13 protein-coding genes are annotated in these 18,904 nt (G+C 35.4%); 5 read left to right on the forward strand and 8 right to left on the reverse strand.

Annotated elements, in window-relative coordinates:
* The first annotated feature begins 46 nt into the window (after window positions 1-46).
* Window positions 47-796 (forward strand): DeoR/GlpR family DNA-binding transcription regulator, encoded by a 750-nt coding sequence (locus H3T56_RS02310; RefSeq protein WP_065577692.1) that lies wholly within the window; start codon window positions 47-49, stop codon window positions 794-796.
* Between the two features lie 140 nt (window positions 797-936).
* Here H3T56_RS02310 and H3T56_RS02315 read toward each other — a convergent pair whose 3' ends face one another.
* A complete protein-coding gene (locus H3T56_RS02315) occupies window positions 937-1,368 on the reverse strand; it encodes a MerR family transcriptional regulator (RefSeq protein ID WP_198191904.1) in 432 nt (143 codons plus the stop codon).
* 133 nt (window positions 1,369-1,501) lie between these two features.
* Here H3T56_RS02315 and lepA point away from each other — a divergent pair, with 133 nt between their 5' ends.
* Entirely contained in the window at window positions 1,502-3,298 is a 1,797-nt protein-coding gene (gene lepA / locus H3T56_RS02320) for a translation elongation factor 4 (RefSeq protein ID WP_232351382.1), read from the forward strand.
* Window positions 3,299-3,401: 103 nt separating this feature from the next.
* On the opposite strand, the gene mukB is transcribed toward lepA, so the two are convergent.
* Genes mukB through mukF form a run of 3 tightly spaced genes read right to left on the reverse strand, consistent with a single transcriptional unit; the run spans window position 3,402 to window position 9,920 of the window.
* On the reverse strand, window positions 3,402-7,820 hold the full coding sequence (mukB, locus tag H3T56_RS02325) for a chromosome partition protein MukB (RefSeq protein WP_198191961.1): 4,419 nt from the start codon (window positions 7,818-7,820) through the stop codon (window positions 3,402-3,404).
* A gap of 2 nt (window positions 7,821-7,822) precedes the next feature.
* On the reverse strand, window positions 7,823-8,554 hold the full coding sequence (mukE, locus tag H3T56_RS02330) for a chromosome partition protein MukE (RefSeq protein ID WP_081298793.1): 732 nt from the start codon (window positions 8,552-8,554) through the stop codon (window positions 7,823-7,825).
* A 43-nt stretch (window positions 8,555-8,597) separates the two neighbouring features.
* Entirely contained in the window at window positions 8,598-9,920 is a 1,323-nt protein-coding gene (gene mukF, locus H3T56_RS02335) for a chromosome partition protein MukF (RefSeq protein ID WP_086353907.1), read from the reverse strand.
* Between the two features lie 299 nt (window positions 9,921-10,219).
* On the opposite strand from mukF, the gene H3T56_RS02340 reads away from it, so the two are divergent.
* Window positions 10,220-10,945 carry a DUF4198 domain-containing protein gene (locus H3T56_RS02340; RefSeq protein ID WP_034902283.1) on the forward strand — a complete coding sequence of 242 codons (726 nt, stop codon included), beginning with the start codon at window positions 10,220-10,222 and terminating at the stop codon, window positions 10,943-10,945.
* Window positions 10,946-10,993: 48 nt separating this feature from the next.
* On the opposite strand, the gene H3T56_RS02345 is transcribed toward H3T56_RS02340, so the two are convergent.
* Genes H3T56_RS02345 through rbsK form a run of 3 tightly spaced genes read right to left on the reverse strand, consistent with a single transcriptional unit; the run spans window position 10,994 to window position 14,550 of the window.
* Window positions 10,994-12,382, reverse strand: coding sequence for an MFS transporter (locus H3T56_RS02345; protein WP_198191906.1), 1,389 nt, complete (start codon window positions 12,380-12,382; stop codon window positions 10,994-10,996).
* Window positions 12,379-13,332, reverse strand: a complete 954-nt coding sequence (locus tag H3T56_RS02350) for a nucleoside hydrolase (protein ID WP_370527995.1) — start codon at window positions 13,330-13,332, stop codon at window positions 12,379-12,381. Before H3T56_RS02350 ends, H3T56_RS02345 begins: the two co-directional genes overlap by 4 nt.
* A 24-nt stretch (window positions 13,333-13,356) precedes the next feature.
* Window positions 13,357-14,550 carry a ribokinase gene (gene rbsK, locus H3T56_RS02355; protein WP_065577698.1) on the reverse strand — a complete coding sequence of 398 codons (1,194 nt, stop codon included), beginning with the start codon at window positions 14,548-14,550 and terminating at the stop codon, window positions 13,357-13,359.
* A gap of 363 nt (window positions 14,551-14,913) precedes the next feature.
* On the opposite strand from rbsK, the gene pntA reads away from it, so the two are divergent.
* Complete coding sequence (gene pntA / locus H3T56_RS02360; protein ID WP_198191907.1) at window positions 14,914-16,446, forward strand: Re/Si-specific NAD(P)(+) transhydrogenase subunit alpha; 1,533 nt, start codon at window positions 14,914-14,916, stop codon at window positions 16,444-16,446.
* Window positions 16,447-16,461: 15 nt separating this feature from the next.
* Window positions 16,462-17,853 (forward strand): Re/Si-specific NAD(P)(+) transhydrogenase subunit beta, encoded by a 1,392-nt coding sequence (gene pntB, locus H3T56_RS02365; RefSeq protein ID WP_198191908.1) that lies wholly within the window; start codon window positions 16,462-16,464, stop codon window positions 17,851-17,853.
* 403 nt (window positions 17,854-18,256) lie between these two features.
* On the opposite strand, the gene fabR is transcribed toward pntB, so the two are convergent.
* Window positions 18,257-18,901, reverse strand: coding sequence for an HTH-type transcriptional repressor FabR (fabR, locus tag H3T56_RS02370; RefSeq protein WP_034902293.1), 645 nt, complete (start codon window positions 18,899-18,901; stop codon window positions 18,257-18,259).
* Window positions 18,902-18,904 lie beyond the last annotated feature (3 nt).

An 18,904-nucleotide genomic window follows, 5' to 3' on the forward strand; every position in this document is an offset into this window, starting at 1 on the left:
TCGAGCAAATCTTAGTGATCTTGATCACAGTCATGTTGGAGGAAAGATGACCAGAGAAGATAAATTACTAAATATCATAAAAGAAAAGAATTTTGTGACAGTTAATAAACTTTGTAAGTTATTATTTATCAGTCAAGCAACTATTCGACGAGACCTTACTAAGCTCGAACAACAAGGTTTAATAAGAAGAACACATGGGGGAGCGATTTATGTTCAAAAAAGCTCGATTGAAACACCTATTACACTGAAAAATAAAGAAAATATTGAACAAAAAAGGTATATTGCTGATTTAGCTTTAGCATTTATTGAAGACGGTCAAACACTGTTTATTGAAGCTAGTAGTTCTTGCCTCTATTTGGCAAAAAGATTAAATGAAAAAAAAGGCTTAACTATACTAACAAATGGTATTACAACAGCTAACATCTTAGTTGAAGAGACCAATGCTGAGGTGTATTGTACTGGAGGTCGACTTCTACCTAAACATTTGAGCATCTGCGGTTTACAATCCTGTGACTTTATTTCACATTATCATGCTGATTTATTTTTTGCTTCATGTCGAGGACTTGATCCTGATATGGGAGCGACAGATGTTAGCGAAGCGGATTCCATGGTAAAAAAACAATTTTGTCGTAATGCAGAAAAAACAATTCTATTAGTTGATAGTAGTAAATTTAACAAAAAATTTTTCAACCAAACATTTACATTAGAAGATATTAATATCGCTATTTCAGATCAACCATTTCCTAACAGTTTAAAAAATGCATTAGAAAAAGAAAATGTTGAAATTCATTATTAGCGCATTAATATATAAAGGCTGACATACTTTATAAATGGAGTTTTTAGGTATATGACTATTAAAATTATTTAATTAATTTTTAGTTAAAAAACCCCTTTCCTCAAAATTTTTTCATTGGAAAGGTTTTCATTGGAAAAAGCTTAGTTATTTATTGTTTGATGAGTGGCTTTATAGTATTGTTTTTTAAATTTCAATAAGGCCAATTGCTCATTTAGTTGAGTTATAGTATCGATTAATATATTTTCTTGTTGATTAATGATAGTTAGACGCTCATCCAATGTTTCATCACCTCTAAGACACAGCTTGACATAGTGTTGAACATCTTTAATTGACATATTGGCGTTACGTAAACATTCAATCAATTTTGCCCACTGTAAATCTGCATCAGAAAATAACCGTTTTTCATTTTGATCGCGTTGTAAAAATGGAAATAGATTAAGTGAGTCATAATACCTAAGCGTGTGGGCTGACAAGCCTAATAGTTTTGCTGCTTTAGTCACCGAGTATTTAGGTGTTTGGTTTAATTCACCATTTTGTGCAATTGATGCAATACAATCATTTATATTTACCATATTTATACCCATGTTTTCATAAAAATCAATTAAATAGATTAGCAAGTATGATAATTTGGCCAAACTTGACTTAGAGTTACTCTAACCATTATAGTTCACGCCAACATTTAAGAAAAGTATGGGAGAAATTAACATGAACCCAAATAATATTAGAAATTTTTGTATTATTGCCCATATCGATCACGGTAAATCAACGCTAGCAGATAGATTAATAGAAATGACCAATACTGTCTCTGAACGTGATATGAAAGAGCAATTATTAGATAACATGGATCTTGAAAGAGAACGTGGTATTACAATTAAGTTACAAACTGTGCGCATGTACTATAAAGCTTCAAATAATATTGAATATGAGCTTAATCTCATCGATACCCCAGGACATACTGATTTTAATTATGAAGTTTCGCGCAGTTTAGCTGCTTGTGAAGGAGCTTTGTTGCTTGTTGATGCAACCCAAGGCGTACAAGCACAAACAATCGCTAATTTAAAACTGGCTCAAGAGCAGAATTTAACTATTATTCCAGTTATCAATAAAGTCGATATGCCGAATGCGGATGTTGACAGCGTGATTAAAGAAATCGAAGAGTTAGATGGCATAAACTTAGATAAAGTTATTTTAGCTTCAGCTAAAACCGGCGTAGGAGTTGATAATATTTTAGAATCGATCGTTGAAAACATTCCTGCGCCAGAAGGTAATAAAGATAAGCCACTGCAAGCGTTAATCTTTGATTCTCATTATGATGTGTATCGCGGTGTAGTGCTACACGTACGCGTTTTTAATGGTGCCATTCATACCGGAATGAAAATTAAAATGCTCAAAAGTGATATTGAGTTCGAAGCATTACAAACGGGCGTATTTTTACCAGCAATGAAAACTGTTGATGTACTTGATGCAGGTGAAGTTGGATATATTTCGACTAATATTAAAATCGTCGCAAATGTTAAAGTCGGTGATACCCTAATTGATCCTAATCACCCAAATACCGAAGCAGTACCTGGTTATAAAGAAGTCAAAGCTATGGTTTATGCTGGATTATTTCCAATAAAAAATGAAGACCAAGAAAAATTGAAAGATGCGGTGGAAAAATTATCGCTTAATGATTCGGCTTTCATTTATAAACAAGAAAATTCCATGGCATTAGGTGCTGGATTTAGGTGTGGTTTTCTCGGTATTTTACATATGGAAATTATTCAAGAAAGGCTTGAACGAGAATATGGTATCGAAATTCTCTCAACCTTCCCGAGTGTTGAGTATCGGGTAACGTTAAAAAATGGTGAGATGCTTAGCGTTAATAATCCTATGTTACTGCCAAGTTTTGAAAAGATTGCCTACATTGAAGAGCCTTTTATTGATGCTGCCATTATCATTCCAATGGAAAATATTGGCGAAATAATGGAACTTTGTCAGGAAAAACGGGGCATTTATGTGGATATGGTTTATCTAAATAATAAAATGGCAGAGTTAACCTTTAAATTGCCTATTTCGGAAATTGCCTACAACTTTTATGATTCACTTAAATCGATTACTCATGGCTATGCATCTATAGATTATCGTGATAGAAGCTATATTGCATCGGATTTGGTAAAAATGGATATTTGGTTGAATGATGAAATTGTTGATGCATTTTCATTTATTTTACCTCGAGATAAAAGTTTTGAAAGAGGTAAACAAATTGTTCAAAAGATGAAACATGTTATTCCTCGCAAACTCTACCCAATGCCGGTTCAATCAGTAGTCGAAAATAAAGTCATTGCTCGGGAAGACATTCCACCTTTACGTAAAAGTGTCACCGGTCGTGGCTATTCGGGTTCGGCATCGAAAAAGAAAAAAATCGCTAAAAATATTAAAGAGAATAAGATTAGACAACGTAAATTTGGTGGTGTTGATATTCCACAAGAGGCCTTTCATGCTGTGTTGGATATTCATTAATGATGTAGGCTAGTTGAAATTAACCATTGCTTACATAATTAATCAACATTAAATAACAGTTTCGCCGGTAATTGCCGGCGAAACTGTTTTTAGTCAGTAATAACTAAGCAAAGCCTTTCAATCCAACAACATGTACGTGTTCTTGGTTGTTGATCACTTTACGCACTAATTTATAGGTGGTACCTTTTTCCGGACTGATATTTTCTGGAGCAGCGATAATAAGTTGCATTTCTAATCGTTCACAAAGCTCAAAGAGCGTTGCAATCGATTTAGCATCCAGACGTGCCGCTTCATCTAAGAATAATAAGCGACATGGTGAAATATCCTTATTGCGCAGACGTTTAGACTCTTCTTCCCAACTTTGAATAACCATTAGTAGAATAGACATACCTGTACCAATCGCTTCACCCGTTGATAAAGCACCACTTTCAGCACGTAACCAACCATCAGCACCACGATTAACTTCCACATCCATCTCTAAATAGTTTCGATAATCTAGCAACTCTTCACCAATATTTTGTGCAGTTCGTTGCCCCATATCTATATGTGGATTCAAACGTTGATAAAGTTTCGCTAACGCTTCTGAGAAGGTAATACGATTATTACTAAATAAATCCTGATGTTCATTTTGATCATCAGCTAATGCAGCTAATAATGAAGAGTGTGCCTCACGAATACTAACATTCAAACGAACACCATTAACCTGACCAAATGCCACTGCTTGTAATCCTTGATTAAGCATACGAATACGGTTTTGTTCTCGTTGTATAGTTTTACGAATAATATTAGCCACACTTTTTGAACTAATAGCCAATTGCTGTTCTCGTGAAGTAAGTTCTTCAGTTAATCGTGACAACTCAATTTCCATTTGTTCAATGGCTTCAATTGGGTCATCAGTTTTGACGATATCTTGGCGAATTCGTTCACGTAGATGTTTATAAACTGCGATATAAAACTGGATTTTACGTTCTGGTCGTTTCGGATCTTCGGATAATCTTAATACATCACGTAAGTGTTCATTATCATTTACCGCTAAACGCAATGAACCAAGTGCTTTATCCGACATAGAACGTAGTTCATCAGCGCTGAGATAAGCCAATTCTCGTCGATGTAATCGTCGTTCTACACTGTTTTCTTTAACGAGTCGTAACACTAAACACCAACCAGCTTTTGCTTCAACAACTTGTTCACGTAACTGTTTATAATCACGCAGTGTTTGTGTTAAGCGTTTTTGCATTTGCGTCATTTCGCTTTCACACATAATAAGTTGTTTTTCCAAAGACGTGCATTGTTGGCGATTACTATTGAGTTTTTGATGAATTTCATCACGACGGATACGTGCTCGCTCTTCAGTGATTGCATCCGCTTTAACACCAATTTGTTCGATCTCTTTATGCAATTCATTAAGCATGTCTCGCTTAGTTTCAAATGCACTTTTAAGTGATGCTAATGTTTGATTGTATTGATTATATTTATCTTGATACTGTTGCATTTGACGACGAGCTTCACCTCGTTGTCCTTCAACAACTTCTAATCGAGTACGTAATTTTTCATTGAGATCACTATTTTCATTCAACATACCAGCTGAATCTTCATAGCTAAAATGAGCACGACGTTGCATCACTTCCGTTAAAGCAAAAACTTGTTGGCGAATGGTTTGCTGCTGAGCTTTAACAGTATTGTACTGCTCACGTAATGATTCATTCTGCTCAGGATCACTTTGCAATACTGCAACAATGGGTTCAAGTTCGGCAATAGTATGGCGATGACGACTAACATATTGCGCGGCCTCTTGCGCTTCAGCAACTTGCTCACGGAGATCATCAACCCGATCTGCTAAATCATCATCAGCCAATAAATGCATTTGAGCTACCAATCGATTTACTGTGATTAACTGCTCTTTACAATTTGCAACTTGTTGTTGATTTTGTTTATCAATACTTTCTTGTGCCAAGAGCTGACGTTCGATTTCATTACGTCTTGTCGATAACTTTTGCACTTCGGCTTCTGGATCGATATCAAATGCTACAGATAGATATTCACCAATAAACTGCCCAACATTTTGCTCAATACGTTGTAATTTTTGCAGATCAAATGAAATTGTTGCATAACGTTCATGTAGTTCATCGCGTTCTGCCGATAATTTTTCAAGATGAATTTCACGTGCTGCTCGGCCAAATAAAGGTACCTTAGGAAAGCTGGAAAAGCGCCATTGCCGATCACCAGTTTTAACCAATACGGATTTCGTCATCTCTTCACAATCAAAAACACTATCGTCAAATGAAGATGGATCACCTTCGATAAAATAGATATCTTCTGGATAATCTTCTTCACTATTTGTCAGGCTTTCTAGTTGAGCTTTTACCAGTGATAAATCAGGTACCACAATAGCTTGTCTTGATGGACCATATAATGCTGAAAAGTAAGGTGCATCATCAATGGTTACATCTTCATAAATTTCAGAAAGTAATACACCATTAAACCTTTCCGCTAATGTCGATAAACGACCATCATCAACACCACTTGGTTGATTGAGTTGTTCAATTTGTGCATCAAGTTGATTGCGTTTGAAGTTTATTTGATCACGTTGTGTAACTAAAGTGCGTTCCTGTTCAAGCAATTGTTGCATATGTTGCGTGACAGCATGACTGTTAGTAAACGTTTGCTCTGTTTGTTCTTGCAATGCGATAAGTGCATCTTGGGCTTTTAACCATACTGGTGCTTTTTGTCGATAAGCACCAATTTGCGTTTGAATTTGCTCAAGCTCTTGATTAAATTCAATACGTTTTTCACTTGATTCATTGGCAAGCTCAGCATTTTGGTCTAATTGAACTTCTAGCTCTTGTTTAAATTCATCAAGCTCATCATAATTAAGTTGATGACCAAAACGCTTACAAAATTGAGTTAATAATGATTCAGCTTCTTTTTGCTCAAAAAAGCGTTGCTCTAATTCATCTAATTGCAGTTGTAAATGTTCTGCTTGATCGGCTTGGTAACATTGTGAAGGCCACTGCTTTAATGCTTCTCTAGCGGCACTCCAAGCATCACTGCGCACTACGTCCCCAACTAATTTAACAACTAGTTGATAAGCTCTATCAAATTGATTAATTGCGGCATCAGAAACACTTAGTCTTTGCTCTAATTCTAACAGTTGTTCAGTAACTTCTTTTTGTTTTTCTTCAAAGATTTCAAAATGATTTTCAACATTACTTATACCTAATTTTGGTAATTGGCATAGTTGTTGAGCATTTTTTAAAGCTTGAATAGCTTGTTGGTATTGGATTGCCCGAGTCTGCTGCACATCTAAAGCTTGTTGATAATCAGCTAATTGGGTTTTTATTTCATCAACTTCTTGCTCAGTATGCTCGGCCTGATCACGGTAAGTTTGATACTGTTCATTAGCTTCGAGGACAACTTCATTTTGCTCTTCAAGTTTTAAATTCAGATCATCTAAGTCCGCTTGATAACGGTCTATTTTTTCTTGTTGACGTAAAGCTGTTTGCGCAAGGTTAAGATGATCATTGGCCGCCTGAAGATCCGTTTCTAAATCACTTTGAGCATCTTGATATTCTTTTAATTCTTTTGCCATTTCAACTTGGCGGAATTGATTACTAATCAGCAGATCTTGCGTTTTAAACATGTCACGACGCAATCCTAAAACCGATTCGATATGGACTCTACGTTCATTAGCATGACGCATATAGTCAGCAGCAACGTAGTTGGTAGACTCAGTAATAAGGTGTTTGAATAAATCACGATCGGATTGTGTAACACGGATGGCTTCGAGTGTCATTCGATTTTCACGGAGTGCGGCTTCCATATCTTGGAATGCTTTTCTAACACCACTATTTTCTGGTAATAAATAATCACGTAGTGAACGAGTAATAGCACTTGAAATCCCACCATAAAGTGAAGCTTCAATTAAACGATAATATTTACTGCGATCGGATGAAGAGCGTAATCGTTTAGGTAATACACCAAAATCAAACATGACTGAATGATAATCAGTAATAGAGTTAAATTGTTTAAAAATAACTCCTTCCATTGACTCAATTTTATCTTTTAATTCAGGTAATGATAAAATTCGAGCCTGTTTATCATTTAAACGTTCTGTTACCAATTCAGTTGGACTAATATTGACTGGCAAACCTTGTATTAAAAAAGGTTTAATATCTACTTTTTTGTCACGCCCTGCTACTTGCTGTAAACGTACACCACAGATAATTCGTTGATTACGAGAGTTGATAACGTCTAGCATAGAGTAACAAACACCTGGCTTTAACTTACCATGTAAACCTTTATCTCTAGAACCAGATGTGGCACCCGCTTCAGTGGTATTTCTAAAATGTAATAAAGTCAAATCAGGAATTAGCGCTGTGACAAATGCAGCCATAGTCGTTGATTTACCCGCGCCATTACCACCTGAAAGCGTGGTAACCAGCTGATCAAGCTCAAAGGTTCGAGCAAAAAAACCATTCCAGTTAATTAAGGTTAATGAGTGAAATTTACCGTGTCCCATCATCATTATTCAATCTCCTCATTAACATCTTCATCTTGTTCTTCACTATTATCATCATCCAAAATAAGTGATGATTCTATTTTAATCGCTTCACCATCTCGAATTAAGCGTAATTGCGCTTCTTGCGCATCATCACTACTGCGAACATCAGCACCAAAGCGGAAAATAGATTCATTTATACGAAATCGACTACTATCATTACCTACAATAAAGAAGATCATGCCTAGTCGACGTAAGCGATTTAATGCGGTTTTTACTTTATCAAATAGTTTTTGCCGATCTAAGTCAGATCCCGTTGAACGTTGATTAACTAATTTCAACAATTTACTTTCATCCGCTAAGGAAACCAGTTCATCAAAAAGTTCTTGCAAAGTGAAAATCCCTTCATGCGCTAATCGTTCTGGGCTTAAATAGAGATAACACAATACTTTACCTACTAACATGTCTAATTCAGAAAGAACTGAACGGGGAATTAAAGTGGTTGAACGAGGACGAAGATAAAAAAAGCCTTCTGGTGCACGAATAAGCTCAACATTATAACGTTGATAAAACTGTTCAAGTTCAAATTGAAAATCCATCAAAAATGCATGATTATCCAGTTCATCAATACCAATATGGCGGCCTGAGCGTAATAAACTATCTAGTTCAGGAAAAATTGGATTGGCAATAGCTTGAGCCAATTTCACTGGCATATATTTATCTATAGACGCTTGAGAACTTGCAGCAATACGTCCCATGACTTCATCGAGATGATGAGCAGTTTGTTCCATTTCTATATCTTTAGTATCTGTTGATGACATGTGCTTGTACCTTAGCTCCATAATCGTTAATAGGTTTCCATTCGGCAGGAATACCAAGTAAATCACTTTCGGCAATACCTAATCGAATAGCCTGATCAATAAACAATCTTGCAATATCAAAATGCTGTTCTCGTGGGAACTGAGCTAAATAACTATGAATAGCAATACTCATATCAAGTGGTTTATTTTCTTGTTTAAAGATCAATAGATTTTGTTCAATATGTGCAACTATATGCTCTTGAATTTCTTCAATCATTTCAAATTCGAGTTCAGAAGGTAACTCACCAGTCACTTCAGCTTCATGTAATGCCAACTCTTCGTCACGCATATCCAGTAAACGTTCAGCATTCGCAAAAGTAAGTGACCATGGTGAATCAAAATAGCTTTGGATCGATTTGCGTAATCGTTGAGAAAAAACTCGATTCTTATCTAAATCAATTGCAGTACGAATAAATTTATGAACGTGCCTATCATAACCTATCCATAGGTCTATTGCTTTTTGTCCCCAACCGATGATTCGGTCTAATTTACCTTGTAAATCAATAACTACATTATTAATTTTATCTAACTCAGGATTATCCAAAGTCGCATCTTGTATTAAAAGCAAACTAGCTTGTAATTTATCTCCAGCCGCTGCTAATGTATCTTGTAATTCACGTAAGGTTTGCGATGTTTCTGTCAGTAAGCCCTCACAGCTACTAATTGCCGCCTGCCAATCTTGACTTAATAATGCAGAAATATTTTGTTTTACATCAGCTTGTTGTTCATCCATCACTCGTTGAGTGATATCAATGCTATCAAAGATCTCAGCTACTGAATATTTTAAAGGTGCGAAAACATTACGATGCCAATGTAAATCATCACCACCTTCAAGAGCAGCATCTGCGGCACGTTTTAATTCTTGTGCCACAATTGAAAGTTGAATTGATAAACGTAAAGTCGAGAATTCTCGTTGACGAATATAGTAATCAGATATACCAATTCCCAAAGGTGTCAATCGATAAATAGAATAACCATCGGTCATTTCGCTAGCAAAACGTGTGATTAAACGCTGGCGTACTAAATCATTAATCGCATTATTAGCACGGACAGTAATAGTATCTTCACTTTGCTCAAAAATGTGTGAAACATGTCGAAAACCATCAATTAATTCAGATTCAGTCATTTCACCATCAAAGCGTTCACTGTTTAATACAGCTATTGCCAACAAAAAGGCTAATCGCTCAACAGGCAAAGCAATCGAAAAATCATTTTTTTTTGCCCAAGAGACCAGTTCTGGCACTGATTGGGAAAAATCCATCATAGTGATTCCTTAATTAAGGATGTTCAGCAAGCCTGACATCTTAAAATAATATGAGAAACACAATATATTGTGTTATGGACAAAATTTTATCGATTATATAACAAATTGTAGTAGTTAAAAATAGCTAAGTTTAGGATTTATTATTAGAAGTAATAATCAATAATTAATTTTTTTAAATACGCTAATTGCCATTACAAAAAACGCAAATTTATTATCTAATTAACATTAGATTTGAATTGACTTATGTAAATATAAAAATGATAATGATTATCGTTTTCATTTAAAATGTAGAGGTATTTATGCGAAAAGTATTATTATCAATTTTATTGGGGACTTTTATTGGTTTGGTTTCACAATCAGTAATTGCTCATGGTATATGGATTACTAATCGAGTCGATCAAAAACAAATTGTTTTAGGTGAAGGGCCTTTAGACAATGGTTATAAGACTGAAAGTGTAAAAGATGTTAAAGCTTATAATAGTAATTGGTCACTGCTACCGATATCTAAAAAGTCACATGATAATTTTGTGACTATTGAACCGTCAGATCAAACAGCGGTAGTAACGGTTGATTTTGATTATGGCTATTGGACCAAAAATTCAGAAGGTAAGTATGTTAATTTACCCATGAATAAAGTTAAAGGAGCCAGTAATGGCACTCACGCCATAAAATATAGCGTTAATTATTTATCATCCGTTAATAACCCTAAAATGGTTGAAGATATTCCTTTACAAATCGTTCCTTCTGTTGATCCGACAAAATTGAAACGTGGTGATAGTTTACCAATTACTGTGTATAAAGATGGAAAACCACTAGCTAACACAGCAGTTATTGTTGATGTGGTGAATAACTTAGATAAAACAGTGAAAACAGATGATAAAGGTCAAACTACTATTATTGTGCCAAACCAAGGTTTAAACGTTATTGGCGTTGAAATTGGTTTTCCGCTTAAAGATAATCAATTAGCGACACAAGATAAGTTTTTTACCACTCTAGTTTTTACACTAATTCCTGAAGAAGATTAATTTACATATAAAAACGGGATTATTATCCCGTTTTTATTAATTCGATTATTAAACTTCAGCATTGATTGGACGAGGTATAAGAAAACTACAAAGTAGAGCTAATACCGTGATCACTAATCCAAGTAACATGCCATTGAAATAACCATCAATTGAGTTACCATTCATCATTTGAATTGCTGGTAATAATGCAAAACTTAAGCCAGCGCCTAAATTAAATGCCCCAGCATTCATACCTGGTAGAAAACCTGGGTTTTCGCTAGGTGATAAAACAACACCTAGGCCATTCAAAATAATATTGGCCATGCCTGCGTAGAAAATACCTAGCACAATAACCCCTACTGATAAAATAGGTAGAGAATGAATGCCATAAAACATAATAACTAAGATGCCAATAACACAGCCAACAAGACCTAATTTTAGCACATTGTTATACCCCATTGTTGGTGCCAATCTTCCAGAAAATGGTCCCACAAACCAACCAATTAAAGCATAAGGAGTTAGAAAAATGAGTGAAGCCCAATCAGCTTCTAATCCAAAGCCAATCTCATGATTTTGAGCAATTGACATAACTAAACCATTAACAATAGCGAAAATACCTGTCATGGTTAAAGTTGTTGTTAATAACAAAGCCCATGTAGCACGTTTTTTCAAATGATTAGTGGTAACAAGCGGTTGTTTATTTCTTTTTTCTACATGCCAAAACAGAATAAAACATAAGATAGCAAACAGAGTTAATCCTAAGACAATCAACCAATTTGCGTTACCTAGTTTACCCGCTTCATTAAGTGCGAGTAATAGCGCAGCTATGGTTAGAACAATTAGTAAAACACCTAACCAATCCATTTTAGTGCCTGCCGATGGTTTAGATTCGGAGGCAAAACGATGAACAAAGAAAGTGGAAATTGCGGCAACTATAGCTATAACCCAAAATACAGAACGAAACCCGAAATGAGTAGCAAGTAGACCGCCAGCTATCGCATCAACACCAGCAATACCACCATTTACTGCTGTTATTATTCCCATTAACATACCATACTGTTTAACATCTTTTACTTCAAAACTTAACATTAACAAGCATAGAGGTACGACTGGCCCTGAGACACCTTGAATAATCCTCGCGGCATATAACACTTCAATATTTGGTGCAACAGCAGCTAAAACTGTACCTAATGTCATGATTAATAACATAGCAGTTAAGACTTTTTTTCGCCCTTTTATATCACTTAATCGTGGTAAAAATAATGAAAATAAAGCTGCTGCTGTGAAAAACGAGGTTTGCGATAGCCCAACAGCAGCATCATTAGTTCCTAACTCTTTTGCTATGGTTACTAATACAGGGCTTAACATACTAGCATTAAGTTGGAAAGCAACACATGCAGCAAGCAAAGCCATCATCAGTGTAAATACACTGGATTTATCTTTACTTTTTTCAATCATAGATTAACCTCACCTATTCGTTCTAGGGAGTCAACAATTAAATCCCAAAAACCAGTATGATCAAGTTCAGTTGCAACCTGAGTATGACAACTATCATCAGGAGGGAAACGAAAATCAGCCACGGTCATTCCTAAAGTTAATGTACCTGTCAATTCAATATCAACTGGTACTCGTTTAGTTTTTATTAACTCAGGATTAATAACATAAGCAACAGCGCAAGGGTCATGAACTGGCGGATAAGTAAAACCTTGAGCTTGTTTATACATTTTTCCGAAGAATTCCAACATTTCCAAAACAAATTTAGCTGGTTTTGTTTTTATTGCAGATATTTTTTCAATTACTTCTGGTGTAGCTAATGCTTGATGGGTTAGATCTAATCCAACCATAGTAACTGGCCATTTTTCATTAAATACTATGTGAGCTGCTTCTGGATCTATCTTGATATTAAACTCAGCAACAGCACTCCAGTTGCCAACATGATACCCACCGCCCATCAAAACAACTTCTTTTACTCGTTCAACAATTTTCGGCTCTTTACGTACCGCCATTGCAATATTAGTTAAACCGCCTGTTGGAACTAATGTGACTGTTTTAGGGGGATGTGACATGATGGTATCAATAATTAAATCAATAGCATGCCTTTTATCTAATTGAATTGCCGGTTCAGGTAAAACGGGGCCATCAAGTCCAGAGTCACCATGAATATCCGGTGCCACTTCTACATTTCTAATTAGAGGTCTTACCGCTCCTGCAGCAAAGGGAACATTAGTAATATTAGCGATACGTGCAACAGATAATGCATTACGAGTTACTTTTTCTAATGTTTGGTTACCAACAACCGTAGTTACCGCTAGCAATTCAATATTTGGATTACCATGAGCTAATAAAAGTGCGATAGCATCATCATGACCGGGATCGCAATCAAGGATAATTTTTTTTGGCTGATTCATCATAAATCGGTTCCTCAAGTAAATTTATATATTTGCCATTCGTTTAAGCACATTTTGATGCGATGGCATATTTGATGCACCTTCACGCTCAACGGCTAAAGATGCAAAAGCTGAAGCATAAACTGCTGCTTGATAAAGAGTTTCTCCTTTAGCCAATGAAGCACAAAAAGCTCCATTAAAAGCATCGCCAGCACCAGTTGTATCAACAGGAACAGCTAAGAAAGGCTTAATATGTTGATGATGTTTACCATCATAAATAAGAGAACCTTTACTACCTAAAGTAATAATGACTGTTTGAATACCTAATGAATAAATTTTTTCTGCTGCAAGCTTGGCACTATCGAAATCATTAACTTCAACTCCTGACATTAAACTTGCTTCAGTTTCATTCGGAGTAATAATATCGATATAAGATAATAACTGTTGAATATCTTTAGAATAAGGCGCGGGATTTAACACCACTTTAACCCCCATTGCTTTAGCTAATTTCATTGCATTTAAAACGGCATCAATATTATTTTCAAGTTGAACTAATAGAATATCAGATTGTTTGAGATAACTTTCTAACATTACAATTTCTTTATCAGTAATTGTTAAATTTGCACCAGGATAGATGGCAATCATATTCTCGCCATTCTCTTCAGAAACATAAATGACAGCATTGCCGGTAGGTTCTTTATCTGATTGATACAAAGTAAATGAGTTAATTTTTGATGAAGATAGATGATCATGAGCAAATTGACTAAATTGATCGGTTCCAACTTTTGCGACAAAATGAACTTTTGCATCGGCATGACTTGCAGCAAGTGCTTGATTAGCACCTTTTCCACCTGGACCAATCATACTTTTTTGCGCTAGAATTGACTCACCGCCTTTGGGAAATCTTGCCACTTGTGCAACAATATCAACATTAAATGAACCTAAAATACAAACATTACCGTTCATTCTGTCTCCTCGTTTTTTAAATTTCTGTTTATCATATCTTGTCATTAATGAGGTAATACACTCTTTATCAGTAATATTGCTTACTAATCTATGCCTTTTAATCATGGCTCCACCATAACAACGAATAACTAATAATTGTTTCGCCAGCGTAGAGAGATCTTTTCTAATAGTCTCTTTAGATACTTTAAATATTTCCGAAAAATATTGAACACTACCTTTTTCATGTTTATCTAAGTAATCTAAGATAGCTTTTTGTCTTTCTTCTAAGAACATAAAGTAAACCTCTTGATGATTAATTCAAAGTATAGCTGGATTAAATCATTAAAAGAGTGATAATAATCATAACTTATGAGATAAAACAGAAGCAAACGGAACAAACATAGGTTAAACTCGACTGCTTTAAAAATAGTAAAATTTAATGAAAACTATCCATCTTATTATTGTCACGTCTATTAGTAATAACTATCAGCAAAACAATTATACTTTTGCTATAACTCATAACCCTATATCAAGTTATCATAAAAAATAATAATCTAATTTCGATAATAAAAAATTAATTCCTTACTCGCACTGTCGCTAATTTATGCTAAAATCGCAAAACATGAATAATCTTTCTTAACATAAGGATGTAACGCAATGCATATCGGTATACCAAAAGAACGGTTAGCCAATGAAGCTAGAGTTGCAGCAACACCTCAAACCGTTGGACAACTGTTAAAACTAGGATTTACAGTTTCAGTAGAACAAGGTGCTGGACATGCTGCTCATTTCGAAGACCAAGCTTTTATTGATGCTGGAGCCACTATTCAAAGTACAAAGGATATTTGGCAAAATGATCTTATTTTAAAATTTCATGCGCCAACTGATGAAGAAATCGCTCTAATGAAAGAGGGATTAACACTTATCAGTTATATTTATCCTGCTCAACATAAAGATCTTTTAGAAAAACTTGCAACTAAAAATATTACTGTAATGGCAATGGATTGTGTACCTCGTATTTCACGAGCTCAATCTCTTGATGCATTAAGTTCAATGTCTAATATTGCCGGTTACCGTTCAGTTATTGAAGCTGCAAACCAGTTCGGCCGTTTCTTTACAGGGCAAGTTACTGCTGCAGGTAAAGTGCCACCAGCAAAAGTTTTAGTTATTGGTGCGGGTGTAGCGGGTCTTGCTGCAATTGGTGCGGCGGTTAGCTTAGGTGCGATTGTTCGTGCATTCGATACACGACCTGAAGTTGCAGAACAAATTAATAGTATGGGAGCTGACTTCTTAGAATTAGATTTCGAAGAAGAATCGGGCTCTGGTGACGGCTATGCTAAACAAATGTCTGCCGCATTTATCGAAGCCGAAATGGCATTATTTGCTGAACAAGCTAAAGATGTTGATATCATCATTACTACAGCATTAATTCCAGGTAAACCTGCGCCAAAACTTATCTCAAAAGAGATGGTTGAATCAATGAAACCAGGCAGTGTTATTGTTGATTTAGCAGCATTAACTGGCGGTAACTGCGAATTAACTAAACCAGGTCAAGTATTCGAAACTGATAATAACGTTAAAATTGTTGGTTATACTGATTTAGCTAACCGTATGCCAGCACAAGCATCACAATTATACGGCACCAACATTGTTAATTTATTAAAATTACTTGCCAAAGAAAAAGATGGTAATATTGATATCAACTTTGATGATGTAGTGATTCGTGGTGTAACTGTAGTTAAAGATAAAGAAATCACTTGGCCTGCACCACCGATTCAAGTTTCAGCACAACCACAGAAAAAAGCGGTTGAGCCTGTGGCTAAACCTGAACCTAAACCAATGTCACCAGCCAAAAAATATGGTATTTTTGCTTTATTAATTATTGCCTATTTCTGGTTAGCAAACTCTGTGCCTGAGAGCTTTTTAGGCCACTTTACTGTATTTGCTTTATCATGTGTAGTTGGTTATTACGTAGTATGGAATGTAACCCATTCATTACATACACCACTAATGTCAGTTACTAATGCTATATCCGGTATTATATTAGTCGGTGCAATATTGCAAGTCGGTGATGATAATGGCTTAACTACGGCGATTGCCTTCGTTGCTATTTTGATTGCTAGTATCAATATTTTTGGTGGATTCTTTGTTACCCAAAGAATGCTAAAAATGTTCCAACGTGGCAAGTAAAGGAGATTATTGATAATGTTAAGTCATGGAATCATTCAAGCAGCTTATGTTATTGCTGCATTACTGTTTATCTTTAGTTTACGAGGCCTATCAAATCAAGAATCAGCTAAATCTGGAAACATTTATGGCATGATTGGTATGGCAATTGCTCTTATTGCTGCTGTTGCTAGTATCAAAGGTGGACTGCACTGGATCATTATTGCTATGGTTATTGGTGCAGCTATCGGTCTATATCTTGCTAAGAAAGTAGAAATGACCCAAATGCCAGAACTGGTTGCGCTTCTCCATAGTTTTGTTGGTATGGCGGCGGTTCTTGTTGGTTTTAATAGTTTCTTAGATGCACATACAATAATTACCAGCAATGAATTAACTGTGCATTTAGTTGAAATCTTTGTTGGTATCTTCATTGGTGCGGTTACATTCTCTGGTTCAGTAGTTGCATTTGGTAAACTAAATGGTCGTATTAGTTCTAAACCACTATCTATTCCATATAAACACTACTGGAACTTAGCAGCCATTGTTGTATCAGTAATTTTAATGTTTACTTTTATTGGTGTAAAAACTGGCGCAGGCGCACTTGTTAGTTTACTAGTTATGACAATCATTGCATTAGTGTTTGGCTTCCATCTTGTTGCTTCAATTGGTGGCGCCGATATGCCAGTGGTTATTTCAATGCTTAACTCATATTCTGGTTGGGCCGCAGCAGCAGCAGGATTTATGTTAGGTAATGACTTACTTATTGTTACTGGTGCTTTGGTTGGTTCTTCAGGGGCAATTCTTTCTTACATTATGTGTAAAGCAATGAATCGTTCATTTATCAGCGTAATTGCCGGTGGTTTTGGTAGTGATGGCAGTTCATCAAGCTCATCAGAAGAAGAACAAGGTGAATACCGTGAAATGCAACCAGCCGAAGTTGCTCAAACCTTAAAAGAAGCTCGTTCAGTGATTATTGTACCAGGTTATGGTATGGCTGTAGCTCAAGCACAAGGTGCAGTAAGCAATATTACTGAAAAACTTCGTGGTATGGGTATAGAAGTTCGCTTTGGTATTCATCCAGTTGCAGGACGTTTACCTGGCCATATGAACGTATTATTAGCTGAAGCAAAAGTTCCTTATGATATTGTATTGGAAATGGATGAAATTAATGATGACTTCCCTGATACTGATGTTGTTTGGGTAATTGGTGCTAACGATACAGTTAACCCTGCAGCAGAAGAAGATCCAAATAGCCCTATCGCAGGAATGCCTGTTCTAGAAGTTTGGAAAGCAAAAACTGTCATTATTTCAAAACGTTCTATGAATACCGGCTATGCTGGCGTGCAAAACCCACTATTCTTTAAAGAAAATAGCTACATGTTATTTGGTGATGCTAAAGATAGTGTTGAAAAAGTGCTACAAAATTTATAATGATGTTACCATTATAAATCACAACAAACTGCGACTTAATGTCGCAGTTTTTTTAATGACAATTTTCATTTTTTGAATGTTTTAGATAAAAAACCAATAATGAGATCTATAACTTCACGATGTTTCTCACCTTTTGTATGATAACTACCATCTTTACAATGAATACCCTAACCTTATTTTTCTTGATTTAAGATATCTTTTGCTGTAGATTTACAAATTTGCATAAAACAGAAATGTATTACATCTGGATTAATTATATAAATTGCGGAAGATTTAGCTAGAAATGTTTGTAAATAGGAAATAAATTAAAATAATTATAAAATGATGTAATAAAGTTTATTTATGGCAATTACTATTGAAATCTAAATTACAATTTGGGAATAAATATAAAATGAAAAAATGATCAATGATTTTCAAGTTTTACTTGTTCTTTATGATAAAGGTAATAAGCCCCTCGAGAAACCATTCGAAGTTGAAAAATAAGATCTTCTATTAATTTTTGACGTTGAATAGTATCAAAATCAAGCGCTTCCGCACCAGCATTAAAAGCAATAGTAACCATCGCTTCTGCTTGAGCTTCATTATAATGATGTGGCATTTGATTAGCATTATCTAAATAGTCAACAAGCTCGACAATGAAATGCTGAATTTCACGTGCAATTGCCGAACGAAAAGCAGAAGAAGTTCCAGCTTTTTCACGCAGTAATAATAGAAATACTTTAGGATTTTTATCTACAAATTCAATAAAGGTGGTTACAGAAGTCCGAAGCACACTACCACCTTTTTCGATACGTTTTCGAGCTTGTCTTAATAATTGACGAAGAGTTAAACCACTTTCATCAACCATCGCTAAACCTAATTCATCCATATCACGAAAATGTCGATAAAATGAGGTAGCGGCAATACCTGCTTCACGAGCAACTTCACGCAAACTTAAACTTGCAAAACCTTGTTCAGCATTAAGTTGATTAAACGCAGCATCAATCAAACTTCGACGCGTTCTTTCCTTTTGCTGCGCTCTGATACCACCGGTTTTAATGTTTTTCATTTT

It is taken from the genome of Gilliamella sp. W8123, from assembly GCF_016101085.1.
Lineage (GTDB): Bacteria > Pseudomonadota > Gammaproteobacteria > Enterobacterales > Orbaceae > Gilliamella > Gilliamella apis.

Excerpts from the sequence above, each read along its gene's own strand:
- mukB (WP_198191961.1), bottom strand. The coding sequence starts at position 7,820 with ATGATGGGACACGGTAAATTTCACTCATTAACCTTAATTAACTGGAAT.
- H3T56_RS02310 (WP_065577692.1), top strand. The coding sequence starts at position 47 with ATGACCAGAGAAGATAAATTACTAAATATCATAAAAGAAAAGAATTTT.
- H3T56_RS02315 (WP_198191904.1), bottom strand. The coding sequence starts at position 1,368 with ATGGTAAATATAAATGATTGTATTGCATCAATTGCACAAAATGGTGAA.
- mukF (WP_086353907.1), bottom strand. The coding sequence starts at position 9,920 with ATGATGGATTTTTCCCAATCAGTGCCAGAACTGGTCTCTTGGGCAAAA.
- lepA (WP_232351382.1), top strand. The coding sequence starts at position 1,502 with ATGAACCCAAATAATATTAGAAATTTTTGTATTATTGCCCATATCGAT.
- fabR (WP_034902293.1), bottom strand. The coding sequence starts at position 18,901 with ATGAAAAACATTAAAACCGGTGGTATCAGAGCGCAGCAAAAGGAAAGA.
- pntB (WP_198191908.1), top strand. The coding sequence starts at position 16,462 with ATGTTAAGTCATGGAATCATTCAAGCAGCTTATGTTATTGCTGCATTA.
- pntA (WP_198191907.1), top strand. The coding sequence starts at position 14,914 with ATGCATATCGGTATACCAAAAGAACGGTTAGCCAATGAAGCTAGAGTT.
- H3T56_RS02350 (WP_370527995.1), bottom strand. The coding sequence starts at position 13,332 with ATGAATCAGCCAAAAAAAATTATCCTTGATTGCGATCCCGGTCATGAT.
- H3T56_RS02340 (WP_034902283.1), top strand. The coding sequence starts at position 10,220 with ATGCGAAAAGTATTATTATCAATTTTATTGGGGACTTTTATTGGTTTG.
- rbsK (WP_065577698.1), bottom strand. The coding sequence starts at position 14,550 with ATGTTCTTAGAAGAAAGACAAAAAGCTATCTTAGATTACTTAGATAAA.
- mukE (WP_081298793.1), bottom strand. The coding sequence starts at position 8,554 with ATGGGACGTATTGCTGCAAGTTCTCAAGCGTCTATAGATAAATATATG.
- H3T56_RS02345 (WP_198191906.1), bottom strand. The coding sequence starts at position 12,382 with ATGATTGAAAAAAGTAAAGATAAATCCAGTGTATTTACACTGATGATG.